Below are 25,911 nucleotides of genomic sequence, written 5' to 3' on the forward strand. Positions count from 1 at the left end.
CGCGCGATCCTGTGGCGGCGGGCCGGAAGGTCGTCCCTGCGGCGGACGACCCTGCGGCGGGGGTCCGGCGGGGCGGCCCTGAGGAGGCGGGCCGGAAGGTCGGCCTTGCGGCGGACGTCCCTGCGGCGGGGGTCCCATCGGGCGACCTTGCGGCGGACGGCCCTGGGGCGGCGGGCCCATCGGAGGACGTCCTTGCGGAGGCAGACCCTGTGGAGGCGGACCCATGGGACGTCCCTGCGGCGGACGACCCTGAGGAGGTCCGGCGGGACGGTTGGGGCCGACGGGACGGCCACCCGGGTTGTTGCCTCCCGGGTTGTTGTTGCTGGGGGAACTCACGAATCAAATCTCCAGTGGTCACGGACCGATCACGTGCAGACTTCGATCGGGCCCTTCTTCGGGTGTGGCGTTACTCGCTGGCGGTGCGCCGGCTTGGTGGGCGTGCTCGCCGCGGTCGCGGCGGCGCAGGTACTGCGCCGAGCACATAGGACTGCACCAAGTGGTTCCAACTGCAGGTACGGCACACCTCTACAACGTGCACCGTGAACTCCTCTGCTGTTTCCGCAAGCCGAGCGAGCTCGTCCGAGGTTCGGGCGGATCCCGAAACTTGGCCGAGCTTGTCGCCGAACACCCAGGACACGAGCGTCAACTGTTCCTTGCGGCAGATGGGGCAGACGACGTCGCTGCCCCGGCCGTGGAACTTCGCGGCTCTGAGTAGGTACGGATCGGCGTCACACACTTGCTTGACGTCGGTCCTACCCGCAGACACTTCGGCCAGCACAGACCGACGCGCGAGCGCGTAGTCCACAACTTGCCGCTGTATCCGCACCTGACCAGCGTACGTGCGTCCGCGCCGCGACGGACGGTTCGGGAGGGTCACGATGAACACATTTTGGGCTCACCCCCGGCGCCGACCAGCGATTACCATCACTTCCTGTGAAGTCTTCCCGTTCGCCTCAGACTCGCGCGCGTGATCTTGATCGCGTCGAAACGTGCAGCCTGTTGGATGCTGCGTACGCCGAGGGGCAGCTCAGTGCCGACGACTACTTCGAACGGACCGAGCGGGCGAAGGCTGCGAAGACGCTGCTCGACCTTGCGCCTCTGGTCAACGACCTACAGGTGCCGAACATCCCTACGTTTACGGCGCCGCGGACATCCGTGCCGCGCAAGTTTCTGTATGTCGGCGGCGCTGCACTGGTGATCGTGGGTGCGATTGCAGCCGTGGCGTGGAGTCGTGCGCCGCTGACGCCCTCGGCCGACATCACCGCTCGGTACGCCACCAGTTCGGTGATAACAGCCCCAGTCACCACAGGTTCGGTCACTACCAATCCTGTGGCCGAACCAATCGTCGAACCGATCCTGATCACGCCCGCCGACACGCTGACGCCGGAGGGGATCGGCGAGTTTCTGAACCGGTACCGCGACGAGTTCGGCGACATGGTCGTCGACAACGCAAGCTTCCACAACGATCATTCCTCGATACGCAGGTCCGTACCCGGCGCCCCGGCCCTGACTCAGACCATCGATTTTCGGGGCGGATTCGAGATCGATTCCACACCCACTCCTCGTCAATCCGGCCAGCCCACATTCGACCTCGGTTCGATCCAGATCGACAAACTGGCCCCGTTCATGGCGAACATCGGCGGCTACGTCGACGTGCCCGATGCAGCCATCTCCCATCTGGTAATCGATGCGAACTACGGAGTCCCGGAGATCGCAATCTACGCCGAGAACGCCCGGGGCGAAGGCGGGCGCATCGAAGTCACACCTTGGGGTGAGATCTCCCGTTCGTACCCGTACGAACGCTAGGGTCACTGCATGAGCGGGGCACTGGCCACTAATTCGTCGCGCACCCGCGCGCGTGACGTCGACCGAGCCGACACCTGCGCTGTGCTCGATACCGCATTCGCCGATGGACAGATCACTGCCGACGAACACGCGGGCCGAACGGCGGACGCCATGAAAGCGTCCACACTCGGTCAACTCGATCTGCTTGTCCGCGATCTGCAGAAAGCGACGCCGCGTAACGCCGTCGCGAAAGTTCGCCGAATCGACAAGATCTGGTACCTCGCGGCCGCTTCGGTCGTCGTTGCCACGGTGATCGGGTTCGCCGCGCTGTCCGGGGGAGACGAATCAGCCCCTGCGGCTGCACCCGTCGAACAAGAGATTGCTGCCGAACCCCTTGCGCCCATTGTGAGTTCGACGCTCGATACCACCACGGCAAGCGGAATACGGGAGTTCATCACCCGGTACAACAACAAGTTCGGCACCACAGTGATCGATTCCGCGAACTTCTACGACGGCCATGCAAGCGTCACTCGCGCAGCTCCCAGTTCACCGAACCTGAAGGAAGACATAGACTTTCGGGGAGGTTTCGCACCACGCGAGAGCGCCACATCCCGGGCGGCCGACACCGCTATCTTCGACCTCGCCTCCGTCGACATCGACAAACTCGCCGGATACCTGGCCGGAGCGTCCGCCAATCTCAACGTCCCCGACGCCAAAGTCTCACACATCGGCATGGGTTCGTCGAGCGGCCGTCCAGGCATATCGATCTACGTGGAAAATGCACTCGGCGCGGACGGATGGATGGAAATAGCCCCCGATGGCCGTCCGATCCGGATAGATCCGTTCCAGCCGTGAGGGTGAGCCCATGTCCGACAACCTGACTCGGGAGACTCGCGCGCGCAATGCCGATCGCGAAGCCACCTGCGCGGTACTGGATTCCGCTTGTGCTGACGGCCAACTGACTGCCACCGAACATGCGGAGTTGACCGAACTCGCCACGGTGGCGATCACTCTCGGCGACCTGGAGGAGCTGACGTCCGATATTCAGACCGAAGCCTCGCTGCCCGTCCTGCATGCCAAGGCGGCAACCGACAGGCGCTGGATTGCAGTAGTGATCATTGCACTGTCCGTAGCCTCGGGGATCGGCTTCGGCATCGCCCGTATGGCTTCGGATTCGACTGCTGTCTCGACGTTCTCGACTGCCGAACCGAAGTTGCACACCGTGAGCGGCTTGACCGCGATGTTCAGGGCGATCGAAACGAAGTTCGGCAGCGGCCTGGTCGACGAGATGATCATCTATCCCACCTACGCCCGGGTGACTCGGCCCGATCCTGCGGCGCCACGCAAGAGTCTGGACAGCCGCTATGACGGCGAGTTGGTTGAAACGAGTTCGGTCGGGACGCGCGAACCCGGCCTGGTACAGATCGACGTCGCGGAACTCGATCCGCGTGTCGTGATCGCCCTGCTCGACGGAGCGGGGTCGACCACCGCGGTCCAGAATCCGTCAACGCTGTATGCGGTCGTCGACCAGACCGAAACAGAACCGACCATCCAGATTCACGCCGGAAACGATCTCGGCGAGAGCGGGCACCTGACGGCCGCCCTCGATGGCGAAATCATGTCGATTTACCCGTTCAAGCCCTGATCTAGCCGTAACACCTTGGTACATGTATCGGGCCGCAGTGTGGTTTTATATATCGGCGCGATATAGTTAGGTATCGCATCAAGCGGTTAGGTTCAACGACTCGGGAGGTTTGTCAGTTGCTCGAACTCGCAATCCTCGGGCTGCTCCTCGAGTCACCGATGCACGGATACGAGCTGCGTAAGCGGCTCACTGGTCTGCTCGGCGCTTTCCGCGCGTTCTCGTACGGATCGCTGTACCCGGCACTGCGGCGCATGCAAGCCGACGGATTGATCTCGGAAGACGTCGACACTGCCACCGGCACTCTCAAGCGTCGGGCGCGTCGCGTCTACCAGCTCACTCCGGAAGGGCGGCAACGGTTCACCGAACTTGTTGCCGACACTGGGCCGCAGAACTACACCGACGACGGTTTCGGCGTTCACCTCGCCTTCTTCAGTCGCACCCCCGCAGTAGCGCGGATGCGGATCCTCGAAGGCAGGCGACGCCAGGTCGAGGAGCGCCGCGAGGGGCTCCGCGAGGCCGTCGGCCGGGCCAGCGGATCGCTGGACCGCTATACCCGTCAGCTCCATCAGCTCGGACTCGAATCGAGTGAGCGCGAAGTGCGTTGGCTCAACGAATTGATCGCAGCCGAGCAATCGACAACAGGAACATCCCGGAAAGAAGGAGAACCCGACCATGGGTGAGAACAGCACCGCGGTGCGCGTAGCCATTGTGGGCGTGGGTAACTGCGCCTCGTCCCTGGTTCAGGGCGTCCACTACTACAAGGATGCCGACGAGACCCAGACGGTCCCCGGCCTCATGCACGTCAAGTTCGGTAAGTACCACGTCCGCGACGTGCAGTTCGTCGCTGCGTTCGACGTCGACGCCAAGAAGGTCGGCTTCGACCTCTCCGAGGCGATCCTCGCCAGCGAGAACAACACCATCAAGATCGCCGACGTCCCGCCCCTGGACATCCCCGTGCTGCGTGGCCCGACCCTCGACGGCATCGGCAAGTACTACGCCGAGACCATCGAGCTGTCCGACGCCGAGCCCGTCGACGTCGTCAAGGCACTCAAGGACGCCAAGGTCGACGTCCTCGTGTCCTACCTGCCCGTCGGTTCCGACGATGCCGACAAGTTCTACGCACAGTGCGCGATCGATGCAGGCGTCGCCTTCGTCAACGCACTGCCCGTCTTCATCGCTTCCGACCCGGAGTGGGCTGCCAAGTTCAAGGACGCCGGCGTCCCGATTGTCGGTGACGACATCAAGAGCCAGGTCGGCGCCACCATCACCCACCGCGTGATGGCGAAGCTGTTCGAAGACCGCGGCGTCGTGCTGGACCGCACGTACCAGCTCAACGTCGGCGGAAACATGGACTTCAAGAACATGCTCGAGCGTGATCGCCTGGAGTCCAAGAAGGTTTCCAAGACGCAGGCCGTGACCTCCAACCTGACCGGTGCACTTGCCGGCAAGGTTCACGACCGCAACGTCCACATCGGTCCCTCGGACTACGTGGAGTGGCTCGACGACCGCAAGTGGGCATACGTCCGCCTCGAAGGTCGCGCCTTCGGTGACGCTCCCCTGAACCTGGAGTACAAGCTCGAGGTCTGGGATTCGCCCAACTCTGCAGGCATCATCATCGACGCCGTCCGTGCAGCCAAGATCGCACTGGACCGCGGCATCGGCGGACCGGTTTACCCGGCTTCCGCTTACCTGATGAAGTCCCCGCCGGTCCAGATGGCGGACGACAAGGCTCGCACCGAGCTCGAGGCTTTCATCATCGGAGCCGATGAGGCGTAGCTAGACGCCGGGCCGATGAGGCGTAGCTAGACGCCGGGCCGACGAGGCCTGATTTAGGCTCACGCTGATTCGGGGTCTTGCGCCAACGGCGCAAGGCCCCGATTCTGTTATCCGCAGGGTGTTTCCGCATCCGCGCGGGTAATCACGCCTGCGGCTGCTGAATCGCCGCGCGGGTCCGTGTGCCGATCAGCGTGGAATGATGGACATCAGAACCATCACACGGATCGAGGACCCCATGTCGATTACGTCGCTTCCCGTGCTCGATCTGTCGCTGGCGCAGAACCCCGACACCGCCGAGCAGTTCCGCACTCAGCTCCGCGAGGCCACCCACGAGGTCGGATTCTTCTATCTTGTCGGCCACGGAATTCCCGACGACCTGCAGCGACGCCTCCTCGACGTCGCCCGCGAGTTCTTCGCGCTTCCGACTGCCGAGAAGCTCGCGATCGAGAACGTCCGCAGCCCGCACTTCCGTGGGTACACCAGGCTCGGCGGCGAACTGACCGAAGGCAAGCAGGACTGGCGCGAGCAGATCGACATCGGCGCCGAACAGCCCGCGGCTGAACGCACCGACACCTCACCGGCCTGGAAGATCCTGCAGGGGCCCAACCAGTGGCCCGACGCCCTTCCCGAACTCCGCGATGTCATCACCGAGTGGAACGACACGCTCACCTCGATCGCATTGAGCCTCTTGCGCGAATGGGCGGTAGCGCTGGGCCAGGACGCAAACATCTTCGACGACGCGTTCGCTCACGATCCGTCGATCCTCATCAAGGTGGTGCGTTACCCCGGACGCCCGGAAGGTGCCGGCTCCCAGGGCGTCGGCGGGCACAAGGACGCGGGCGTACTGACTCTGCTCTATGTCGAACCAGGCAAGGGCGGTCTACAGGTCGAGCATGACGGCGACTGGATCGACGCACCGCCGATCGACGGGGCGCTGGTGGTCAACATCGGCGAACTGCTCGAGGTCGCAACCGGCGGTTACTTGAAAGCGACTGTGCACCGGGTAATTTCACCCGAAGGCGACGGCGAACGTATCTCGGTGCCGTTTTTCTTCAACCCGAACTACGCAGCACAGATCCCGGAGTTCGACCTGCCGCCCGAGTTGGCGGCGCGCGCCACCGGCGTCACCGTGGACGCGAACAACCCGATCCACGATTCCTACGGGGCGAACGCCCTCAAGAGTCGACTACGCGCGCATCCTGATGTCGCGGCCCGATGGTGGCCGGACATCGTTGCGGCACAAAGCGCTACCTGAAACCGAACTACAGGTCCATCGCAACTTTCCACGCGGTGTGCATCGCACCTTCGATGTAGTCGACGTTTACCGCGTCCCCGACCACGTGTACGTCGGAGACGACGCCGATCAGAGAATCGGCCAGTGGCGCCTGTGCCGACACTCCCGACGCGACGACAACCATGTCGGCCAGAGCTGTCAGTGTCTTGTCACCGGAACGAAATTTGACGTGCCCCTTGGTGATTCGCTGCACCGTTGAATTGCGGTGAATGTTCACACCGACATGCTTGGCGTTGCGCACAGCCGTCCAGCGGCGGGGCATCGCCATCGGAATGCCCAACTGCTGGCCTTCTTCGATCAGCGTCACATTGCGACCGCGCTCGGCCAGGAACTCCGCAAGCTCCAGTCCGACAAGCGAACCACCGATCACGACGACGTCCTTGCCCATGGGCAGGAACTTGCGAGTCACGGCCCGGATCGCCGCGGGACTCTTGGTGATACCGGACAACTTGCCCAACTTCGCCATCATCCGCAGGAACGGCGGTACCTGTGAGACGTCGCCTACTCCGGTCATCAAGGCGCGCAACGAGTCACCGGTGTGCACGTGTGGGAGATCGCCGCCCGGAACACTCGGCCGCTCACGGACTGCACCGGTAGCCACGACTACGGCGTCGGGGTTCAGAGCCCGGATCGAGGCGACTGTGGCCTCGGTCTTCAACCGGATATCGACTCCCAGGCGCGAGGTCTCCACCTCGAGCCAGTCCAACAGACGACCGTTGTCCGGGGTGGTAAGGCTCGAGAACCAGAGCGTACCGCCGAGCCGATCTGCCTTGTCCACCAAGGTGACTCGATGTCCACGTTCACTGGCGACTCGCGCCGTCTCGAGACCGCCGGGGCCCGCGCCGACCACAACAACGTGCTTCGGAGCGCTGGTGCGAACGAAGGGGAGCAGCGCTTCGTTGCCCAGGGCGGGGTTGACAGCGCACAGCGGGGTTTCGTCCCAGAAGTTCTCCTGCACGCAGACGTAACAGTTGATGCAAGGCCGAACCCGCTCGGGTGCACCGTCTTTGAGTTTGTTCACCAACTGTGGGTCTGCCAGGAGCTGACGGCCCATTGCGGCGAAGTCCGTGCGACCTTCCGCGATCATCCTCTCGCCGACCTCGGGGAGCATACGTCCGACGGTGATCACGGGGATCGATATCGCCTGCTTGATTCGCGTTGCATTGTCGGTGTAATAGCCGACCTTGTCGGGCAGGGGTCCGTCTGTGAAGTTGGCAAAAGCATTCAATGCGGTACCGGTGACATGGATGGCGTCAGCTCCGGCCTCTTCGAACATCGTGGCGGCCGCAGCAGCCTCGTCGACAGTTAGCCCGTCGGATTCGCCATACTCTTGACCAGCCAGACGCACGATGACGGCAAGCGAATCACCGACCTCCCCCTTGACCGCCCGTATAACTTCACAAGACAGGCGAGCCCGATTCTCCATGGAACCTCCGTACTCGTCGCTGCGCTGATTCGTGTACCGACTCAGGAACGCTCCGAGGACGTAGTTGTGGGCACAGTGAATCTCGACGGCGTCGCCGCCCGCCGCCTTCACCCGTCCGGCAGCCTCGGCGAACATGCGAACCAGCCAATCAAGATCTTCCTTGGTGGCCTCGTGATAGGTCGCCCTCTTGCCCTCGTTGATGGCAGCCATCTTGCCCAGTTCTTCGGGTGTGCAATCGGCCATCGCACTCATGTCACCCGGCGGCTTCGGCGTGGACGGGACCAACTGCGGTCGGCCGTCGAGGGTATCGATGCGCGCCACCTTGCCGTGGTGTGTCATCTGCACACAGAGCTTGCTGCCTGCGTCGTGCACCGCGTCGGCCAATGCTTTGAGTCCGGGGATGAACCGGTCTTCCGATAGCCCCGGTTCCTTGCGACTGGTGCAGCCCAGCGGATACGCAACAGCGCAGCAACCGGTGATGATCAGACCCGTTCCACCGGCCGCGCGCGCCACGAAGTGGTCGATGTCGCCCTTTTCGATTTCCCCGTCTTCACACAGATTCATGTCCATGGCAGGGAGAACGACGCGATTGGGCACCGTCATCGGGCCGATAGTGCCTGGTGCGAGAAGGTGCGGAAAGGTCTGGCTTCGGATCGTCACGAGTGGACGCTAGAACTCGACGCCACCCGTCCGTTGCCGCACTCCCGATCATCGAGACTTCACGCGCTGTGACGTGCGAGGCACTCGGCTATCACCTCGAGCGCATATTCGAGGTCTGCGGATTCCACTCGCCCGTAGCCGATGACCAATCCGCCGGGGTCTCCGTGCGTTCGGGTGGACTCGACCAGGGTGGGCACTTCGACGCCGTGTTCAAGTGCCTCGCATGCGACGACCGCCGCCAAATCTGCGTCGAGCATGAGCGTCGTATGCATGCCGGCGCCGAGTCCACGCAGTTCGCCGAATGGTGACAGCGCCTCTTCCACTGCACGATCCCGTTCGCGGTACCGACGACGTGCGGTGCGCACCGCCCGATCCCATTCGCCGTCACGGAGTAGCGACAGGAGTGCGTGCTGCAGCGGTATCGAGGGGAAGTCGCCGATTCGTTTGCGGTAAGTCGCAATGCGCTCGACCAACTCGAGAGGAGCTACCAACCAGCCCAGTCGAATTCCCGCGCCGAGCGTCTTGGCAACCGTGCCGAGATACACCACCCGGTCCGGAGCCAACTGCGCAAGCGCAGGCAAAGGTGCTACGTTGTAACGGAATTCGGAGTCGTAGTCGTCTTCGAACAGGACAACATCGCGGGTTCGAGCGAAGTCGATCAACTGATTTCGACGACGGACGGGAAGCAGGCCACCTGTCGGATACTGGTGGGACGGTGTCACATACACGCCACGAATGTTCTCCGGTGCCGATTCGAGTTGGTTCACACAGAGACCGTGCGCATCAACCGGCACGTCCAGCAACGACCATCCACATGCCGTTGCGGCTGAGGACGCGTAACGATATCCAGGATCTTCCATCGCCAGGACTGCGCCACTGGTACGCAACGCCGACAGGGCCAGGCCGAGGCCGTGGGTGGCGCCCGAGGTGATCAGGATTCGCTCGGGTTCGACCGACATACCTCGGGCCCTCGCCAGCAATTGCGATAGTGCCGAACGTAATTCGTAGTCACCCGCGGGATCGGGATCCTCGAATGGTGGCGGCTTGGCCCCGACGTCTCGCCACGCTCGACGCCACGCTGCCGAAGCGCGCGGCGGCGTCCACGGCACACCGGGACGAAGCCGCACCCTGGGCAACACCTTCTCGGCGGGCTTCGCGGTTGTAGTCGTGGAAGTGACCACGGGGGAGGGCGCCTCGGCAACGAAGGTGCCCGAACCGTGCACAGCGACCAGCCAACCCTCTGCGATCAACTGCTCGTATGCCCGTTCCACGACGCCACGCGCCACCGCAAGCTCTGCCGCAAGCTTCCGGGAGCTGGGTAACCGCAGACCGACCGCCGCCTGACCACTGCGGATGTCAGCTCTGAGGTGGTCGGCGACCTGGACCGGAAGCGCCCGCCGATCCGTCCGGTCGAGGACTACGGCTACTGCCGAAGGAAGAAACATCAGAACCCTCTCGGAAGTCGCCAATCGAAAGTGGCTTATCGAAGTCTCCATTGATTGGACCATGACTTGAAGCCACTTTGCCACCAACATTGACTGCATGACAGATTCCGTTGTCCTCACCGTCCCAGCAGTCACTGCCCCGCTGTCCCCGACAGCACGTACGACGCACAAGCGCGCCCGCCATCACGGTGTCGCAGAACGAGCGGCCCTCGTCGACGTATTGCAGTCCGCGAAGCTGTGCCATATGGGCGTGACCGTCGGCGGAGTTCCCATGGTGTTTCCCACCGCCTATGGATTCGACCTCGACGGCCCCGACCGTGGTGGGTCTATCTATCTTCACGGTTCAGTGGCTTCACGAAGCTTGGCTCCCGACAGCGAAATCTGCATCACCATCACGATCCTCGACGGACTCGTGTTGGCTCGGTCAGGTTTTCATCATTCGATGAATTACCGCAGCGGAATCGTCGTCGGATCACCTCGAGTCGTCACCGACGGCGACGAGCGGGTGAAGGCCCTGGACCTGATCGTCGACCAGGTGGTTCCCGGCCGGTCCCAGCATCTTCGGGATCACACGCGCAAGGAAATGGCGGCTACCGTGGTTCTTGCACTGCCGTTGTACGAGGCTTCCGTCAAGGCCCGCGCCGGCGGGCCCGGTGACGATGCCGCCGATATCGGTGTCGAAACCGTTTGGGCTGGAGTAGTTCCTGCATCCACGCACTTCGGTGAACCGATTCCGTCCGAGGATCTCGATTCCAGCGTCGAACTACCGGAACATATCTCGACGATGGTCTGATTCCACTCGCGAGTCCGACAACACACGTCGAGCACCGGGGCACGACTATGCCCCGGTGCTCGAGTCTTCAGTTGTGGAGGTTCAAGCCGCAGTCGGTGGTCTGTTCCCGCCGATCGGATGCTGGAACGGGTCGATCGACATCGGCGGATAGAACACTGTTTTCCGATCCGGGCCGATCTCCACCCGCCATTCCGTGTGGTGCATCGTCCGATGATGATGGCCACACAACAAGATCAGATTGTCGAGATCCGTTGGACCACCATCACTCCAGTGAACAATATGATGAGCATCGCACCACCCCGATGGTGTCCCGCAACCCGGAAATGCACACCCACCATCGCGCACCGCCAACGCCCGCCTTTGCGGAACCGTCACCGTTCGCACTTCCTTGCCGCACTCGAGCGGAACACCGTTCTCATCCAACAAGATTCGAGTGACCGTGCAGTCGCAGGCCAACATCCGGGCGGTATCGATGCTGATCGGGCCCACCCAATCTGCCCACGCGAACCCCAACTCTTCTGTCGACGGCAACAAGTCCTTCAAAGCCTGCATATCGGTCATGTCCTTCGCCGATGCGGTCACAGTGATGTGCGGTTTCACGCCGACTTCGATCGGACCCAACCCCGCCCGCTCGTACCGCCTCAACAACTCACAGAACCCATCCGCCCGCCGTAGCGCCGGAGTACGAGTGTCCTTGACGCCGTCCTTTTCCGGCGTCGGCGCCGACAGGCTCGAGAGCAACGTGATCAGACGGGCACCGTTGATCGCATCCAAATCACCCTTCACCGACACACGCCCGTACAAGCCTGTCGACGCGTAGAACTCGTTACGCTCCGAATCTTCCCCAACTGGAACACCGTCCTCGCGTTTGCCGTACTGCTTTTCGATCCGCCGAATCGCCGCCCGCACCGCATCACAATCCGCAATATTCTTCGACGCCAGATCAAGCAAAATCCCGCGAGCCTTGTCCACATCCGCCGGCGTCATGTTCTTCGGCGGATGCTGACAAAACGACGCCACCTGACGCGCTTTCAACGCATCCACATCACCCCGGTGAAACGCATCCGCCACAACAGGTTCAAGTAGGAGCAACCGCGCCAAACTAACCAGCAGACTGCACTCACCGATCTCCAAATTCGTCGAACCATGCAACCACTGCGCGATCGCCCGAAAACCCTTCCCGACCACAGTCTCCCGGGAAAACATCTCCACGATCAGCAACACCATCCGCGACTGCAACTCGTGCCGGACGCGCACCAGATCCAGAACCTCACTCTTGAGATCCTCACCATCCAGCTGCCACGCTTCCCGACTGTCCATGAAGCAATCATGTTCGAACACAGTTTCGAACACAAGGGAAAGAGAAATGAAAATAGCTGTTAATCAACAACTTTCGCATTCCAGGCGAAACGGTCAGGTTCTTGAGTCGCTGGAGTAGCCTCGGCTCGGCCTCCCATGAAGGGCCGGACCAGATCCAAGGGTAAGGGGAAGACAACGGTGGAGTTGTTCTCACTACCGATCTCGTGAAGCGTCTGCAGATAACGCAGCTGCAGGGTGGTTGGATTGCGACTGATCACCTCTGCCGCCTCGGCGAGTTTGGCCGAAGCCTGAAACTCCGCGTCGGCGTTGATGATCTTGGCGCGCCGCTCTCGTTCGGCCTCAGCTTGCCTGGCGATGGCGCGCTGCATGTTGGCTGGGATCTCGACGTCCTTGATCTCCACGGTGGTGACTTTGACTCCCCACGGCTCAGTCTGTTGGTCGATGACCTTCTGCAAGTCTTCGTTGAGGCGTTCACGTTCGGAGAGCAGCGAGTCCAGCTCTGCCTTGCCGAGAATCGAGCGCAGTGTGGTCTGGGCGATCTGCGAGGTGGCGGCCAGAAAGTCCTCGACTTCGACTATCGAACGGTCCGCGTCGACAACCCGGAAGTACGTGACGGCGGTGACCTTCACCGGGACGTTGTCGCGGGTGATCACCTCTTGGACCGGGATCTTCAGCGTCACGGTTCGCAGACTGACCCGCTCCATGCGATCAATGGCCGGAACCAGAATCACCAGGCCTGGGCCTTTCAAGGTGATCAGTCGACCGAGGCGGAACACCACCGCGCGCTCGTACTCACGCAGGACCCTCACCGACATGCCCGCGAGCACTGCGGCCAACACGACAAACACAGACAACACGACAAGCACGGTGGTCATAGCGGCAGCTCCCACGGTTCACGACGGCGCACTTTCAGAGTCAGGCCTCGAACCTGCTCTACGACGACGGATTCGCCCACGGCAGGCACAGAGTCGTCGTACCCGAATTCCATTCGAGCACGCCATAATCCGCCGTCAAGCTCGACCTGACCCTGCACACCAGCCCAACTGCGAACCGTTGCATCGGAGCCGACCAGAGATTCCGTCCCGGTACGCACGGGCGCGCGGCGCGCGGTAAGCGCTTTTCGGCTCGCTACCGCCACTACGCCCAGGCCGACCACCGCAACCCCCGCCGTCACCGGGATCGCGATCAATTGGCCGATACCGTCGGATGTGAAGAGCATCCAGACACCCGCCCCGATCAGAAGAGCCCCCAGCGCACCGAGCACCCCCGCGGTTGGGGCATGCGCCTCGACCACGATCAACAGGACACCCACCAGCAGGGCAACGACACCGATCGTCGTCATCACTCGTCTCCACGCTCGCGAGGACGCGGTCACGTCGCGTAGCCATTGTGCGATCGCGCCCTCGACACCAACGGTAATCATGTTCGGCCGGATCTGCCACAAGCGCTTTCACATCAATTCAGAGAAGGACCTCACCGATCTGTCGTGCAGTCACCTTGGCGAGATCCGCGAGGAACGGAATCCGCTCGTCGATCATCAACTCCACAGGGCCACGGAGCCCGAGCGTGTAACGTACAGTGCCGGATCCATCGATGATCGGAATTCCGATCGTCCGGAAATCCGGGGTCAACTCTTCGTCGTTGAATCCGTATCCTCGCTCGCGGGTCAATTCCAATTCCCGGCGGATACCGGCAACATCGGTGATCGCACGCTGGGTGGTCGCTTCACGTGGCAGGGCAGCGAGTTCGAAGTCGTCGACGTCGGACCAGGCCAGAAAGGCTTTCCCCAGTGCGCTCGCATGCAAGGGAAGGCGGACACCCTGAAGCACGTGCCCGTCGGCCTCACGCCACCGACTGAAACCGAGCAACACCACCTCACTTCCGCTTCGCACTGCCAGCGAGGCGGATGCTCCTGTCGTCGCGGCCAATTGCTCCAAGTAGGGCTCGGACAGATAGATTCGATGCTGTCGATAGGAGACCTGTCCGTAGGCCGCCAGCGCCGCTCCGATGCGATACCGACTGGTCGCATCGTCCTTCTCGAGGAACCCCGCGTCGACGAGCGACTGCAGCAACCTATGCGTGGTGCTGACCGCAAGCTCTTGTCGCCGCGCAACTTCCGAGACTCCCAGCTCTTCGCCACTGCGAAAACATGTGAGCATGGTCAGGGCACGGGTTACCGTCTGAACTCCCGCGCCGCGTGCGTCCGTCACGAACGATCCTTTCGCTGTGGCCTGATCGATCTGAGAATCGGACGCTAACACGGCCCCAGCAGTCCGGCCATCTTTTCCATCAGATGGAAAGGAACCAGACGAAGACCTACAAAAGCCCAGATGAACACACTTCTGATGTTGTCAAGGTTTCCAATCTCCAGAAAACAAACGGGGGCAAAACGGACACGCACCCAATAGCGTCATCGTCGTCAGTTCTGACGATTCAACGCCTGAAGGAGCCACATACATGTCCCGCTTCCGCCGACTGCCACGAGCTGCCGCTGCGCTCGCCATGATCCCGCTGGCCGGGTTGGCGGTGGCGTGTGGGTCTTCCGATTCCGACAGCGCCGCAGGCAATTCCAGCGCTGACTTCACGCTCAGGGTCTTCGATCCGGGAAACTCCGGTGCCATCGCCGTCGGCAAGCGCGACGGAACCTACGACGAGGCGCTGGCACCACTGGGCGCAAAGATCGAATGGGTCAAGACCACACCGGGATTCAGCTCCAACCTCAAACTTTTCAACAGCGGAGAGCTCGACATCCAAACCGGCGCATACAGTCCCGTCGTCGGCGCATTGTCCAAGGATGTGGGTGTCCGCATCTTCGCCACGTCCGACCCGTACAACAAGGACCAGGCCGGCATCATCGCGACTCCGGAATCCGGCATCAAGACAGTTGCAGATCTGGCCGGCAAGCGCATTGCCGTCAATCCGGCAGGCAAGGGCGAATACATCACGCTCAAGGCCCTGACACAGGCCGGCGTACCGATCGATTCCGTCGAACGCGTTCCGCTGCAACAGGCTGACGCTGCGTCGGCATTCTCCACCGGGCAGGTCGACGCCTGGGCTTCGTTCCTGATTCCGTACCAGGAGGCCAAGGCCAAGGGCGCGGTCGAGATCGCAACCGAGGCAAGCATCGACTCCGTGGACAGCACCATCATCGCCGGACGCACCGCAGTTCTCGAAGCACATCCCGAGGTGGTCCAGAAGTTCCTCGAGGTCACCCAGGAACTCACCGCAAAGCAGCAAGCCGACCCGGCAGCATTCGAGAACGTCTTCGAACAGACTGGTCCGCGCGCACTCTCCGGACAGCGGCTCGACGACGCGGTCACCCTGGGCGGCCAGATCACCAACTTCCGCTACCCGACTGCAGCCGACGCTACCGACCTCGAATCCATCTCCACGCTGTTCGCCGACAACAAGGTGATCCAGCAGCCGATCAAGGGCAGTGACGTGATCTTCGACCTCCAGGGTGCTGTGGCAGGTTCGGCAGCGGCAGCACCCACCACCGAGGGGAAGTGACCCGATGGTGACGCTGACCCGCCCCGCTCGAACGGCGTCGCAGTCAGTGGAGCATCCACAACTCGAAACGCCGCGCTACCGGCGCAATCGCAGCAGGCCCAAGTGGATCTCGATTCCCCTCCGTTTCCTAGTTCCGGCCCTATTGGTTGCCGGATGGTGGATCGGCTCGGCTACCGGGCTGATCCGAGAGGAGATCCTGGCCGGACCTCCCGCGGTGTGGACGGCTTTCGCCGAGCTGTACCAGTCGGGTCAGTTGGTCGACTTCGGACTCGCGTCGCTTCAACGTGCTGCACTCGGTGTTTCGGTCGGTGTGATCGTCGGATTGGTGCTCGGGGTTCTCTCCGGCCTCTCCTCGCTCGGTGAAGAACTGATCGACTCCACCATGCAGATCAACCGCGCGGTACCGTTCCTCGCGCTCGTTCCATTGTTCATCGCCTGGTTCGGTATCGACGAAACCTTCAAGGTGGTGCTGATCGCCGTCGCGACCGTCGCACCCATGTACGCGTACACCTACCTCGGAGTGCGCGGAGTCGACCGCAAGATGGTGGAAGCGGCACAGGGTTTCGGCCTCACTGGTTGGCGACTGGTGTTCGGAGCGATTCTTCCGACCGCCCTCCCAGGAGTTCTGATGGGACTTCGAATCTGCCTGTCGCTCAGCATCACCGGATTGATCGCAGCCGAGCAGGTCGGCACACGGGAGGGGATCGGATACCTGGTCACCCTGGCGCAGGAATACAACCGCACCGACTACATGGTTCTGTGCATCGTCATGTACGCGGCGCTGGGTCTCATCTTCGACGCCGTCGTCAGGCTGATCGAGCGGTACTCCATGCCGTGGCGGAGATTGTCGGTGGCGCGATGACGAACACGACCGTCGGCTCGCTCCCAAACACCGAAGCACCTCTGCCGCCGTTGGCAACGCGTGAGCGGACCGGCACCACCGCCGCCGAGCGACGTGCCGGTTCACCGGTGGCGGTCTCGCTCACTGGAGTGCGTAAGTCGTTCGGCGACAAGACTGTTCTGGGTGGTATCGACCTCGAGATCACGCGTGGCGAGTTCGTCGTTCTCCTCGGCCCCAGCGGCACCGGCAAGACGACCCTGTTGCGAGTGCTCTCCGGATTGGAAGCACCGGACAGCGGTGAGGTGCTGGTTCCGCGTGACCGCACGGTCGTCTACCAAGAACCGCGCTTGATTCCGTCGAAGCGAGTGCTGGCGAATGTCACAGTGGGACAGAAGCGATCGCGCCAGGTAGCCGATAACGCCCGCAACGCACTCTCCGAGGTCAACCTCGCGGACAAGCACCGTGCCTGGCCGGCCACCCTCTCCGGCGGTGAGGCCCAACGCGTCGCATTGGCTCGCGCCCTCGTCCGGCAACCTGAACTGCTGCTACTCGATGAACCCTTCGCCGCGCTCGACGCCCTCACGCGGCTCCAAATGCAAGACCTGGTAGGCGATCTGGTCGCCCTTCACCGACCGGCGGTCTTGCTCGTCACTCACGACGTCGACGAAGCCGTACGGCTTGCCGACCGCGTGCTCATTCTCGACAAGGGTGGGTTTGCCGTGGACGTCGACATCGACTTACCACGCCCCCGCGATCGGAACGATCCCGAATCTTTGTGCTACCGAGCGAGTTTCCTGAAGGAACTCGGTGTCGGTCGCACCTTCCCCGACGGACAGGACAGTCATGACATTGATCGCTGATTCCGCAATCGACACACTCTGGTACACCCGCTGCCCCGTTCCCACCGCAAGCGGACTCGCCAACAGCCTCGGTTGGCTCGACCGGACGGCAAACGAATCCGGAGTGCGTTTCGGCGTACTGCAAGATGCCGGACCGGAATTGGCAGTGCGCCATTTCGACCACCAACTCTCCGGACTCATTCGCGAAGGCGGCAACGTCCCCGCGCTGGCCGCGCGTGCCGGTGGTTCACCGACGAGGCTGATCGGACTCACCTGGATCGACGAGGCCCAGGCGATCCTGGTGCGAGGAGACTCCGACATCCGAGAACCGGGCCTGCTGGCCGGCGCTCGGATCGGAATCCCGGCCTGGGCGGCGGACCAGGCCAGGAGCTTCCCTCGCGCGATGGCCCTGCACGGCTTCGCCTCGGCACTTCGCCTGGGTGGGTTGAGTTTTGCCGACGTCACGCTCGTCGAGGTAGCAACGACGGCAGCCCCGGAGGTCCGCACCGCCTCCTCCAGCCGCAACACGACGTGGGGCGTCGAATCCCTGCAGCGCGGCGATGTCGACGCCATCTACGTCAAGGGAGCCCGCGCCCAGGAAGTTGCCCGCGAACACGGCCTCGTCGTGGCCGTCGATCTCGATTCCACTGCTTCCCTGCGTGATCGCGTCAACAACGGCACTCCACGACCGATCACGGTTCACGCCGATCTACTCGAACAGCGTCCGGACATCGTTGTCAGTTTCCTCGCCGAGAGTCTGAGGGCGGCAGACTGGGCGGCAGCCAACATCGACGAGGTCCGTGCTGTGCTGCAGACCGAAACACAGTCGGGACCCGAAGGTGTGGTGGCAGCGTACGGCGAGAACTTCCACACCGGACTGCATTTGAGCCTGTCGGACGAGCGTGTGGACCTGCTCGGCGTGCAGAAGCAATTCCTGTACGCGCACGGCTTCCTCGCCGCCGACTTCGACCTGCAGTCGTGGGTGGCGCACGAACCCCTGGAACAGGCACGCAGCCTTGTTGCGCAGAAGGGCACAGCAGAATGACGGACGTCTACTGGGAGCTACCCTCGCGCGGTGACGGACGCCGGGCGGTGGCCGCGCTCAACAGTCGCGGCGGATTCGGCGCGCAACGCCCCGCCACCATCGCGACCGATGTTCGCCCCGGAAACTTCGGCCCCTTCGACGAACTGGCGCAGATCGTTCTCGCGGCCGAACTGTCGGGTGTCGACGGGGTAGTCGCACCGTACGATCCGAGCGGCGAGGAATCCTGGATCGTTGCTGCCGCCGCGCTACGCCAGACGCGTCATTCGCGAGTAGTCGTGGAGTTTCACCCTACTTTCGGCACTCCAGTCTATGCCGCCAAAATGTCTGCGACACTTCAGCGTCTGTCGGCAGGTCGTCTTGAATGGCGAGTGAAGGTCGATACCGACGCCGAAGATGCCACCGCTCGCGGTGACGTTGTTCGAGGAGCCGACCGCTACGCTCGCGCCGCGGAGTTTCTAACCGTCGCACGCGGTGTGTGGAACGAGGAACAGATTCTGCCAGGCGGATTCGGCGGTACCGGCTACGACTTCGACGGCGAGTACTACGACGTACTCGGCGGCGGGTTCCGAGGCATCTTGTCCGGACTCCCTTTTCCCCGAGTGCATCTGACCGGCGACTCTCCGGAAGCTCTGGAACTGTCCGCCCACCACGGCGACGTCCATCTGTTCACCCTCACCGGCGACGAGTTGTCGACGCGGATCACCGCCCTCGACGACCGAGCGTCCGAACTCGGCAGGACAGTCGACAAGGTCCTGCGCATCCCGATCATCGCGAGGGAGACAGCCGACGAAGCCTGGGCCCGCGTCGAACGACAACTGAGAGAGGCTCATTCCGACACAACCGCAGTCGAGCGTGGCGGCATCCTCTGGTCCGGATTCGACCGTATCGGCTACGAGCACAGCATCGGTCTCGTTGGAAGCTACGAGGAAGTGGCACAGCGACTGTCGTCGTATCGCGATCTCGGCGTGGACGGCTTCGTCTTGTCAGGTCGGCCACATATCGAAGAGCTGCACCGGGCGGGCGAGCACCTCCTGCACCTGGTCGATCCCGAGGGTCGGATCCGCAAAGAAGAGAAGGCCAACGCATGAGTATCGATTTCTATTGGCGGATCGGGATGGAAGGCGACCACGCGTCGCTGCGCACCCCGCGCCGCTACAACCGCGGCGACGCCGGTGGATACGGGCCGGGCAACATCGCTCCTGCGATCCGCGGCGGTGAGTTGGACGGATACAGCTACATCGATCACATGGCCGCGGTGGCAAAGGCTTCCGAATCCGCCGGCTTCCTCGGTGGACTGCTGCCGTCCTTCCCGATGACCGAGGATCCGTGGGCGACCGCAGCAGCGTTGGCCGCCGAGACCACCACGTACCGTTTCATGGTCGCGTTCCAACCGGGGTTCCTTCACCCGGTGCAGGCGGCGCGGATGTCGGCCAGTCTGCAGCGTGCAACCGGCGGACGCCTGGTTTACAACATCATCAGTGGCGGAGGCGGAGCGCCTCAGCTGTGGTGGGGCGACAAGGTCGACCACGACGATCGCTACACCAGGACGTCCGAGTTCCTCGATGTCCTCAAAGGTGTTTGGGACGGTGAACCTTTCGACTTCGACGGTCGCTTCTTCCAAACCCAGGGCGCCGCACTGCCACCCGGACTTGCCGGCCAGCCGTTTCCCGAGGTGTACTTCTCCGGATCTTCGGCAGCAGCCGTCGCCGCCGCCGGACTGCACTCCGACTACTACCTTTCCTGGCTGGAGCCGTACGCAGATCTGAGAGCCAAGATCGACGGCGTGCGGGAGAACTCGGCCAAGCTGGGACGCACCCCGAAGTTCGCCGTACGCATCGACGTCGTCGCCCGGCACACCGAAGAAGCCGCGTGGGCCGAGATCGAGAAGGGTTGGGCCTTCGTCGACAAGGGCGCCGCCGACCGTGCAGCGCAAGGTGATTCGGTGGGCGCTGCCCGCATCAAAGGCTGGGTACCCGAACACATCACCGGTTACCGAGATCTGGAAGTGCAGCCCAACGTGTGGTGCGGTTTCAGCCTGATCCGCGGCGGACCGGCCTTCGGACTGGTCGGTAGCTATGAGCAGGTCGCCGAAAGACTCGACGAGCTGCGCGAGCTGGGCGTCGACGCCTTCATCCTCGCCGGTAACCCACACCTGGAAGAGGCGTACCGCGTCGGCGAAGAAGTTCTACCTCTTCTGCAGCGCACCCCGATCACACCTTCTGGACTGGAGACCCGATGACCACCACCGAAACCCGTCTCGATGCCGACACCGCAGCATTTGTCGAGGAAGCACGTACAGCAGCCGACAAGGCTTTCGACGTCTTCCGCAAGACCGGAACGGTTGCGGCCAACGGGACCGTCAACTTCGTCGAGCGCGTGCCGGGCACCGAAATTGCAGTCGCCCTGAACGATCCGGGGCCGTGGGCGGATGACCCATCTGTGTCACCAGTTGTCGCTACCTTCGACGGTGAGGTGCTGTCCGGTACGGGATCGGCCGGTTTTGTCACCGGGTATGCGTCCGTGTTCCGTCAGCATCCGGAGATCACCAGCGTCGTCCACATCCACACTCCGTGGCTCGGCGGTTGGGCCCAGACTCATCGGACACTGCCGATCCGCTATGCGGCTTCGCAGAGGCTGACTCTCTCCCGCGAAATTCCGCCGCACATCGATCGGTCCCGATCTGCAAGCGAATTCATTCTCGAGCGCCTCGAACACGACCCCGATCTCGTCGCGATCTTCGAAGCCAACGGCGGGGTCAACGTCATCGGCCGCAGCGGGTTGCTCGACCTCGCGAAGTTCGTCGTCCTCCTCGAGGAAGGCGCACAGTTCCAGGCGATCGCCGAATCCCTCGGCGGTTCGGTCGAATTCGATCCGTCCAACCTCGCCGTCCAGTGGGGGCGTAGCGGACTCGCCGACGAGGCGCGTCGACGCGGCCTCATCTAACCACCCCCATCACAGATTCAGAACAGGAAACCGTAGATCTCATGACCGTTCGCGTCGGATACTTCCCACACAACAATTCGCTGTTCGTTCTGCGCCACACCGGAATCCTCGAACGCCGTCTCCCCGACGTCGAGTGGGTGGACCTTCGTGAGCTTCCCGACAAGCCCGCAGTGAACCCGGAGAACGCGTTGCCGACCCTGCACTCCGACTGGCTGTTCGAGGAGGGTGGATACGACGTCATCGGAACCGGCTTCACGCCGCCCGTCACCGGGTTGGCCCAGGGCCGGAACCTCGTCTACATCGGAATCTCCGGCCCCCGAGTGGAGAACGGGCGCCTGGTGGTCAAGGCCGATTCAGCGATCAACTCGGTCGAGGACCTGCGCGGCAAGCGCGTCGGCATCGCGCACGGATCGTGGCAGACCACACTTCTGTTGTTCGCCCTGGATCAGGCGGGACTGACGTGGTCCGACATCGTCCCCGTCGACACCGACGTCCGCGGCGGTGGAGCGGACCTCGTCGACGGCACCATCGATGCCTGGGTGGGTGCATACCCGGGGTTGACGGACATCGAAGCGAACCACGAACTGCGCACGCTGATCGCCACCGACGGACTCTTCAGCCACCCGTCACTGTGGTTCACCCGGCGCGACTTCGCCGAGACCAACCCGGAGGCGCTTCAGGCGGTCATCGAGGCTCTGCAGGAATCCGACGCCTGGATCGAAGCCAACCCGCGAGAAGCCGCACAGATCTTCGTCGACGACATCGAGAAGCGTGGCGGGTCCGCGAGCCTGGACGCCTGGGAAGCCGCACTGCGCGGACGTCCGTTCGGTGTCAACGCCGTCACCGAAGAGTTCCTCGACGAGCAGCAACGTGCGGCCGATCTCCTGCTGAGCAACGGACTACTGCCGCAGGCGGTCACCGTTCGCGAAGCAGTAGTGCCGTGGATCAGCGAGTTCGTCGGTTCGGATCGTTCGTCGATCTGAGAGCCTGCACCTGGCAGGTGACAGATACCGGACGGTCTGCCATTGTGAAGAGATGCGGCGGCGTGTGGGTGAGAGTTGGTCCGCGCGACCAGTCTCAGGGGTAACCCCTGGGTTAGGCAGAAGAATTGGACACTGCGTCCGACGGCGATCTGCACGCTCCGCGTGCTTGCCGCCGCTCCGGACAAAGGATTTGGTCACCCCACGCCGCCGCACCCCGGGCTCGAATCATGCGTGACTTCGAGCTCGATCCCGAGTTGGCGCGGCGCCTGGCAGTTGCAGCCGCTGAAGCTCCATGGACTCTCGGTGGGCTCGAAGAGGCATTCGGAACGGTCCACGGTGTCTCAGCGACATCGCTGGCCGTCCGAGTACTCGACCTCATGCCGGCCACACCGTTCGAACCACAAACCCTGTACCGATTGCTACGCGAACTTCCGCGGCTTCGACCAGTCCCGGTCTCACTGGACACCAACGAGTCCTCGGTGTGGCGGTTCGACGTCCCCCGTTACAACACCAGTGCGGATCTGGCGCGCTCACTGGATCTGACGATCTCCGAACTCGAGTGGTTTGCCGACCGCGGGGAGTGGCTACGCACGAAACCCCTACCGCTACGCCACTACCGGCCCATGCAGATCAGCAAGAAGGCCGGCGATCGCCTCCTAGAGGTACCGAAACCCCGGTTGCGCGAAATCCAACGGAAGATTTTGCGCCGCATACTCGACCAGGTGCCCGCACACGACGCGGCCCACGGGTTTGTCCGTGGTCGAAGTCCGCTGACTTTTGCAGCGCCGCACGCACAGTCGGAGATCGTGATCGGTGTGGACCTCGCACAGTTCTTCCCGTCGATCACCGGTGACCGAGTCCACGCGATCTTCGCCGCCCTCGGGTATCCGCCAGCCGTGGCAGGAGCTCTCACCGGATTGTGCACCGTCGCAACACCTGCCGATACCCTGCGCGGTCTGCCGTACGCACAGGCGTCGCAGCTACGAACGGCGCATCTGCCGCAGGGCGCACCCACTTCGCCTGCACTGGCGAATCTCGTCGCGCGCAAACTCGACATCCGCTTGAGCGGTCTCGCACAAGCGAACTGGCTCACCTACACCCGATACGCCGACGACCTCGCCTTCTCCGGAATCGAAGTGGCAGATGTCGGCACCCTCCTGTGGACGGTCGAGCAGATCGCCAGGGACGAAGGGTTTGCCGTCCATCCGCGAAAGACCAAGGTGATGCGCCCTCATCGACGCCAACACCTCACCGGGCTGGTGATCAACGACCAACCGTCGTATCCGCGTGACGATTACGATCGTCTGCGCGCCCTGCTTCACAATGCTGCGAATACCTCTGCACAGGAACAGAATCGGGACGGTATCGAGAACTTCCGGGCTCACATCCACGGCCGGATCGCGCACATCGGCGAAACCAGCACTACGCGCCGACGCACATTGCTGCGCCTGGCCGAACGTGTGAATTGGGACGACTGACGCCCTCGAATCAGACCCGCGGGGTGTACGCCATGCATTCGACTTCCATGTGCGCACCCAGCGCCAGTCCGTCTGTTCCGAACGCGCTGCGTGCCGGCAGTCTCGATGCCGGGAAGTACTCGAGATAGACCTTGTTGAACTCCTGCCAGCGAGACATGTCGTCAAGCATGACAGTGCATTTGAAGATCGCTTCGACGCCCGAGCCGTAGGCGATCAGCGAAGCGACGATGTTCTCCATGGTCTGGCGGGCTTGCGCTTCGAAGCCGTCGGCCAAGGTCCCGTCTGGGAGCATGCCGATCTGACCCGACAGATATAGAACGTCTCCGACACGCACTCCGGTGGAGAACGGTGTGTCGAAAGCGGGTGGGATGAACTCGACGGTCTGAGATGAATCCATTAGATCTCCTCGGAAGTGGAATATGTTCGGCGAGTTGGCGGTTTCAGCGCAGTGGACGGGCACGAACGTCGGCCAGGAAGTGCGACACCAACTCGTTCCACGCGTGTGGGTCCTCGAAATAGGGGGAGTGACCGCGATCGGCAAGTTCGACCACTTCTGCGTGAGGCAGGAACTCGGCGGCGCTGCGAATCCGCTCGGGGGTCATCAAATCGTCCAGCTCACCCGCGATCAGGAGAACCGGTGCAGCCACCGTCGCAAGATCGGCCGACGAGTAGTTGTGGGCCTCGAGAATTCGGAAGAACTCGGTGTCTGGTGGGCGATGGCCGAAGGTGCCGAGAGCTTGGTACAGATATGCCCTCGCCATGTCCAAGCTCGGCAACCGTCCGCCCACAGCGGGATGTTCCCCCAGGGGACGCGCGGTGACGGGCGCTGCGGTGAGGGGCGGTGCGCTGTCCGGACCGAAGCCGACGGGAATGCCGCCGGTCGTGCAGGCCAGGACCACCGACTCCACCCTGTCCGGAACGGCGATCGCGGTCCCCAGTGCGGCCCAACCACCCATCGACTGGCCCACCACGTGGGCTCGATCGACGTCCAACAGGTCCATGATTTCGATCAGATCAGAGACTGCCGCTACCGGGCCGTGATTGCCGTTCTCGTTGGTAGAGCGGCCGAATCCTCTCTGATCCCAGCTGATTACCCGATAGTGCTGAGCGAAGTACGGTACTTGTTGGTACCAGACGGCAGCATTGCCGCCGAGACCGTGTGTGAGGATCAGATCCGGCCCGTCGCCGGCAGTCTCGTACCAGACCCGTTCGCCGTCTGCGACGGTGATGAAGCCCTCGGTCCGTGGAATCATCCTTCTTCTCCTGTGTCGGACGGGCGCTTGCCCGAAGTGTGGTCGGTAAGGAGTTGCTGCACTTCATCAGTCGCCCGCAGCAGGTGCTCTTCGACCATCCGCGTCGTTTTCGCGTCGAAGTCGGTGTCGAAACCGATTACCGTCAACGCGCAGAGGGGAGACCCCTTGCGAGAAGACACTGCACGCGAGACCGAACCGATGATGTCCTGAGATCGTTTGTGAACGACAGCGAATCCGGTTTTCTGCGTCTCGGCAATGTCGGCGAGGAACCCGGTGGGGCCTTCGAGTGGATAGCCACTCTTTTCCACCATCGCCAGGTAAGGCGCCCGGGTGTTGTCCTCGAGTGCCGCCACCAACGCGAGCGGACCCGCGAACCGGTGCGGCGGAAGCAGATCCCCGAGCATCCGAGTGATCATCTTGAGCCGCTCGGGACGCAGCGCCGCGATGATCCGAGTCCCGCCGCTCTCGAGAACCTGCAGATTCACCATCATGTCCGTGCTCTCGGACAGCGCCTGCATGGTCGGATCGCACAAGGCCGCCAAGGAATGCGCGGCCGCTTCGTGGGAAACCTGCAGTGCAGCCGGTCCGGGGAGATAGCGACCGTCGTAGCGGAAGACCCAACCACGGTTCGCGAGTTCTCCGAGCACTCGGTGCGCAGTCGGGCGGAGCATCCCGACTTCTTCTGCCAGTTCACTGAGCTTCATCGGCGTGGTCGAGCGCGCGATGGCCTCGAGCAGATCCAGCGCTTTGTCGACCGCGGACGCAGAACCCTTCGTCATCCGATCCCCTCCTGGTGCCGTGTGAGTACCCGGCGATCCGAAATCTCGTGTTCTTGGAAAACCCTTGGCATTCGCCTAGGAAATTACTATAGTCAC

General features: G+C 62.9%; 26 protein-coding genes. 16 read left to right on the top strand and 10 right to left on the bottom strand.

Annotated features, from left to right (window positions below; all coding sequences use genetic code 11):
- Positions 1-406: 406 nt before the first annotated feature.
- Positions 407-826: a DUF5318 family protein gene (locus QM716_RS22805; protein WP_042448217.1), complete on the bottom strand. Its 420-nt coding sequence runs from the start codon at positions 824-826 to the stop codon at positions 407-409.
- Between the two features lie 107 nt (positions 827-933).
- Between QM716_RS22805 and QM716_RS22810 the strand changes: the two genes are divergently transcribed.
- The 6 genes from QM716_RS22810 (at position 934) to QM716_RS22835 (ending at position 6,461) form a co-directional block, all read left to right on the top strand.
- Positions 934-1,806, top strand: a complete 873-nt coding sequence (locus QM716_RS22810; RefSeq protein ID WP_283306406.1) for a DUF1707 SHOCT-like domain-containing protein — start codon at positions 934-936, stop codon at positions 1,804-1,806.
- 9 nt (positions 1,807-1,815) lie between these two features.
- Positions 1,816-2,640 carry a DUF1707 SHOCT-like domain-containing protein gene (locus tag QM716_RS22815; protein ID WP_283306407.1) on the top strand — a complete coding sequence of 275 codons (825 nt, stop codon included), beginning with the start codon at positions 1,816-1,818 and terminating at the stop codon, positions 2,638-2,640.
- Between the two features lie 10 nt (positions 2,641-2,650).
- Positions 2,651-3,430 carry a DUF1707 SHOCT-like domain-containing protein gene (locus QM716_RS22820; protein ID WP_283306408.1) on the top strand — a complete coding sequence of 260 codons (780 nt, stop codon included), beginning with the start codon at positions 2,651-2,653 and terminating at the stop codon, positions 3,428-3,430.
- Between the two features lie 116 nt (positions 3,431-3,546).
- Positions 3,547-4,110 (top strand): PadR family transcriptional regulator, encoded by a 564-nt coding sequence (locus QM716_RS22825; protein ID WP_283306409.1) that lies wholly within the window; start codon positions 3,547-3,549, stop codon positions 4,108-4,110.
- Positions 4,103-5,206: an inositol-3-phosphate synthase gene (locus QM716_RS22830; protein WP_230815793.1), complete on the top strand. Its 1,104-nt coding sequence runs from the start codon at positions 4,103-4,105 to the stop codon at positions 5,204-5,206. The genes QM716_RS22825 and QM716_RS22830 overlap by 8 nt, the downstream gene beginning before the upstream one ends.
- 196 nt (positions 5,207-5,402) lie before the next feature.
- The gene (locus QM716_RS22835) at positions 5,403-6,461 is read left to right on the top strand and encodes an isopenicillin N synthase family dioxygenase (protein WP_283306410.1); all 1,059 of its coding nucleotides are present in this window, start codon (positions 5,403-5,405) and stop codon (positions 6,459-6,461) included.
- Positions 6,462-6,468: 7 nt separating this feature from the next.
- On the opposite strand, the gene QM716_RS22840 is transcribed toward QM716_RS22835, so the two are convergent.
- Together QM716_RS22840 and pdxR are read right to left on the bottom strand one after the other, a co-directional pair.
- On the bottom strand, positions 6,469-8,586 hold the full coding sequence (locus QM716_RS22840; RefSeq protein ID WP_283306411.1) for an oxidoreductase: 2,118 nt from the start codon (positions 8,584-8,586) through the stop codon (positions 6,469-6,471).
- A 59-nt stretch (positions 8,587-8,645) separates the two neighbouring features.
- The gene (pdxR, locus tag QM716_RS22845; protein ID WP_283306412.1) at positions 8,646-10,031 is read right to left on the bottom strand and encodes a MocR-like pyridoxine biosynthesis transcription factor PdxR; all 1,386 of its coding nucleotides are present in this window, start codon (positions 10,029-10,031) and stop codon (positions 8,646-8,648) included.
- Between the two features lie 97 nt (positions 10,032-10,128).
- Between pdxR and QM716_RS22850 the strand changes: the two genes are divergently transcribed.
- The gene (locus QM716_RS22850) at positions 10,129-10,824 is read left to right on the top strand and encodes a pyridoxamine 5'-phosphate oxidase family protein (RefSeq protein ID WP_283306413.1); all 696 of its coding nucleotides are present in this window, start codon (positions 10,129-10,131) and stop codon (positions 10,822-10,824) included.
- 81 nt (positions 10,825-10,905) lie between these two features.
- On the opposite strand, the gene QM716_RS22855 is transcribed toward QM716_RS22850, so the two are convergent.
- The 4 genes from QM716_RS22855 to QM716_RS22870 form a co-directional block, all read right to left on the bottom strand.
- On the bottom strand, positions 10,906-12,144 hold the full coding sequence (locus QM716_RS22855; protein WP_283306414.1) for an HNH endonuclease signature motif containing protein: 1,239 nt from the start codon (positions 12,142-12,144) through the stop codon (positions 10,906-10,908).
- Between the two features lie 59 nt (positions 12,145-12,203).
- Positions 12,204-13,019: a slipin family protein gene (locus QM716_RS22860; RefSeq protein ID WP_283306415.1), complete on the bottom strand. Its 816-nt coding sequence runs from the start codon at positions 13,017-13,019 to the stop codon at positions 12,204-12,206.
- Positions 13,016-13,486, bottom strand: a complete 471-nt coding sequence (locus tag QM716_RS22865; protein WP_283306445.1) for an NfeD family protein — start codon at positions 13,484-13,486, stop codon at positions 13,016-13,018. Before QM716_RS22865 ends, QM716_RS22860 begins: the two co-directional genes overlap by 4 nt.
- A gap of 118 nt (positions 13,487-13,604) precedes the next feature.
- On the bottom strand, positions 13,605-14,354 hold the full coding sequence (locus tag QM716_RS22870) for an IclR family transcriptional regulator (protein ID WP_283306416.1): 750 nt from the start codon (positions 14,352-14,354) through the stop codon (positions 13,605-13,607).
- A 247-nt stretch (positions 14,355-14,601) separates the two neighbouring features.
- Between QM716_RS22870 and QM716_RS22875 the strand changes: the two genes are divergently transcribed.
- From QM716_RS22875 to QM716_RS22915, 9 genes are all read left to right on the top strand, one after another.
- Entirely contained in the window at positions 14,602-15,654 is a 1,053-nt protein-coding gene (locus QM716_RS22875; RefSeq protein WP_283306417.1) for an NrtA/SsuA/CpmA family ABC transporter substrate-binding protein, read from the top strand.
- A 4-nt stretch (positions 15,655-15,658) separates the two neighbouring features.
- Positions 15,659-16,516 carry an ABC transporter permease gene (locus QM716_RS22880; protein WP_283306418.1) on the top strand — a complete coding sequence of 286 codons (858 nt, stop codon included), beginning with the start codon at positions 15,659-15,661 and terminating at the stop codon, positions 16,514-16,516.
- Positions 16,513-17,355 (top strand): ABC transporter ATP-binding protein, encoded by an 843-nt coding sequence (locus QM716_RS22885; protein ID WP_283306419.1) that lies wholly within the window; start codon positions 16,513-16,515, stop codon positions 17,353-17,355. Before QM716_RS22880 ends, QM716_RS22885 begins: the two co-directional genes overlap by 4 nt.
- The gene (locus tag QM716_RS22890; RefSeq protein ID WP_283306420.1) at positions 17,339-18,379 is read left to right on the top strand and encodes an ABC transporter substrate-binding protein; all 1,041 of its coding nucleotides are present in this window, start codon (positions 17,339-17,341) and stop codon (positions 18,377-18,379) included. Before QM716_RS22885 ends, QM716_RS22890 begins: the two co-directional genes overlap by 17 nt.
- A complete protein-coding gene (locus tag QM716_RS22895; RefSeq protein WP_283306421.1) occupies positions 18,376-19,467 on the top strand; it encodes an LLM class flavin-dependent oxidoreductase in 1,092 nt (363 codons plus the stop codon). The genes QM716_RS22890 and QM716_RS22895 overlap by 4 nt, the downstream gene beginning before the upstream one ends.
- A complete protein-coding gene (locus QM716_RS22900; RefSeq protein WP_283306422.1) occupies positions 19,464-20,618 on the top strand; it encodes an LLM class flavin-dependent oxidoreductase in 1,155 nt (384 codons plus the stop codon). Before QM716_RS22895 ends, QM716_RS22900 begins: the two co-directional genes overlap by 4 nt.
- Positions 20,615-21,322: a class II aldolase/adducin family protein gene (locus QM716_RS22905; RefSeq protein ID WP_283306423.1), complete on the top strand. Its 708-nt coding sequence runs from the start codon at positions 20,615-20,617 to the stop codon at positions 21,320-21,322. The genes QM716_RS22900 and QM716_RS22905 overlap by 4 nt, the downstream gene beginning before the upstream one ends.
- Positions 21,323-21,363: 41 nt before the next feature.
- Complete coding sequence (locus QM716_RS22910; protein WP_283306424.1) at positions 21,364-22,305, top strand: ABC transporter substrate-binding protein; 942 nt, start codon at positions 21,364-21,366, stop codon at positions 22,303-22,305.
- A gap of 227 nt (positions 22,306-22,532) precedes the next feature.
- Positions 22,533-23,783 carry a reverse transcriptase family protein gene (locus QM716_RS22915; protein ID WP_283306425.1) on the top strand — a complete coding sequence of 417 codons (1,251 nt, stop codon included), beginning with the start codon at positions 22,533-22,535 and terminating at the stop codon, positions 23,781-23,783.
- A 10-nt stretch (positions 23,784-23,793) separates the two neighbouring features.
- Here QM716_RS22915 and QM716_RS22920 read toward each other — a convergent pair whose 3' ends face one another.
- The 3 genes from QM716_RS22920 to QM716_RS22930 are packed head-to-tail and all read right to left on the bottom strand — an operon-like array spanning position 23,794 to position 25,815.
- On the bottom strand, positions 23,794-24,180 hold the full coding sequence (locus tag QM716_RS22920; protein ID WP_003946047.1) for a RidA family protein: 387 nt from the start codon (positions 24,178-24,180) through the stop codon (positions 23,794-23,796).
- A 43-nt stretch (positions 24,181-24,223) separates the two neighbouring features.
- Positions 24,224-25,036 carry an alpha/beta fold hydrolase gene (locus QM716_RS22925; protein WP_283306426.1) on the bottom strand — a complete coding sequence of 271 codons (813 nt, stop codon included), beginning with the start codon at positions 25,034-25,036 and terminating at the stop codon, positions 24,224-24,226.
- Positions 25,033-25,815 (bottom strand): IclR family transcriptional regulator, encoded by a 783-nt coding sequence (locus tag QM716_RS22930; RefSeq protein WP_283306427.1) that lies wholly within the window; start codon positions 25,813-25,815, stop codon positions 25,033-25,035. Before QM716_RS22930 ends, QM716_RS22925 begins: the two co-directional genes overlap by 4 nt.
- Positions 25,816-25,911: the final 96 nt, after the last annotated feature.

Source organism: Rhodococcus sp. IEGM 1409 (assembly GCF_030056735.1).
Classification (GTDB): Bacteria; Actinomycetota; Actinomycetes; order Mycobacteriales; family Mycobacteriaceae; genus Rhodococcus_F.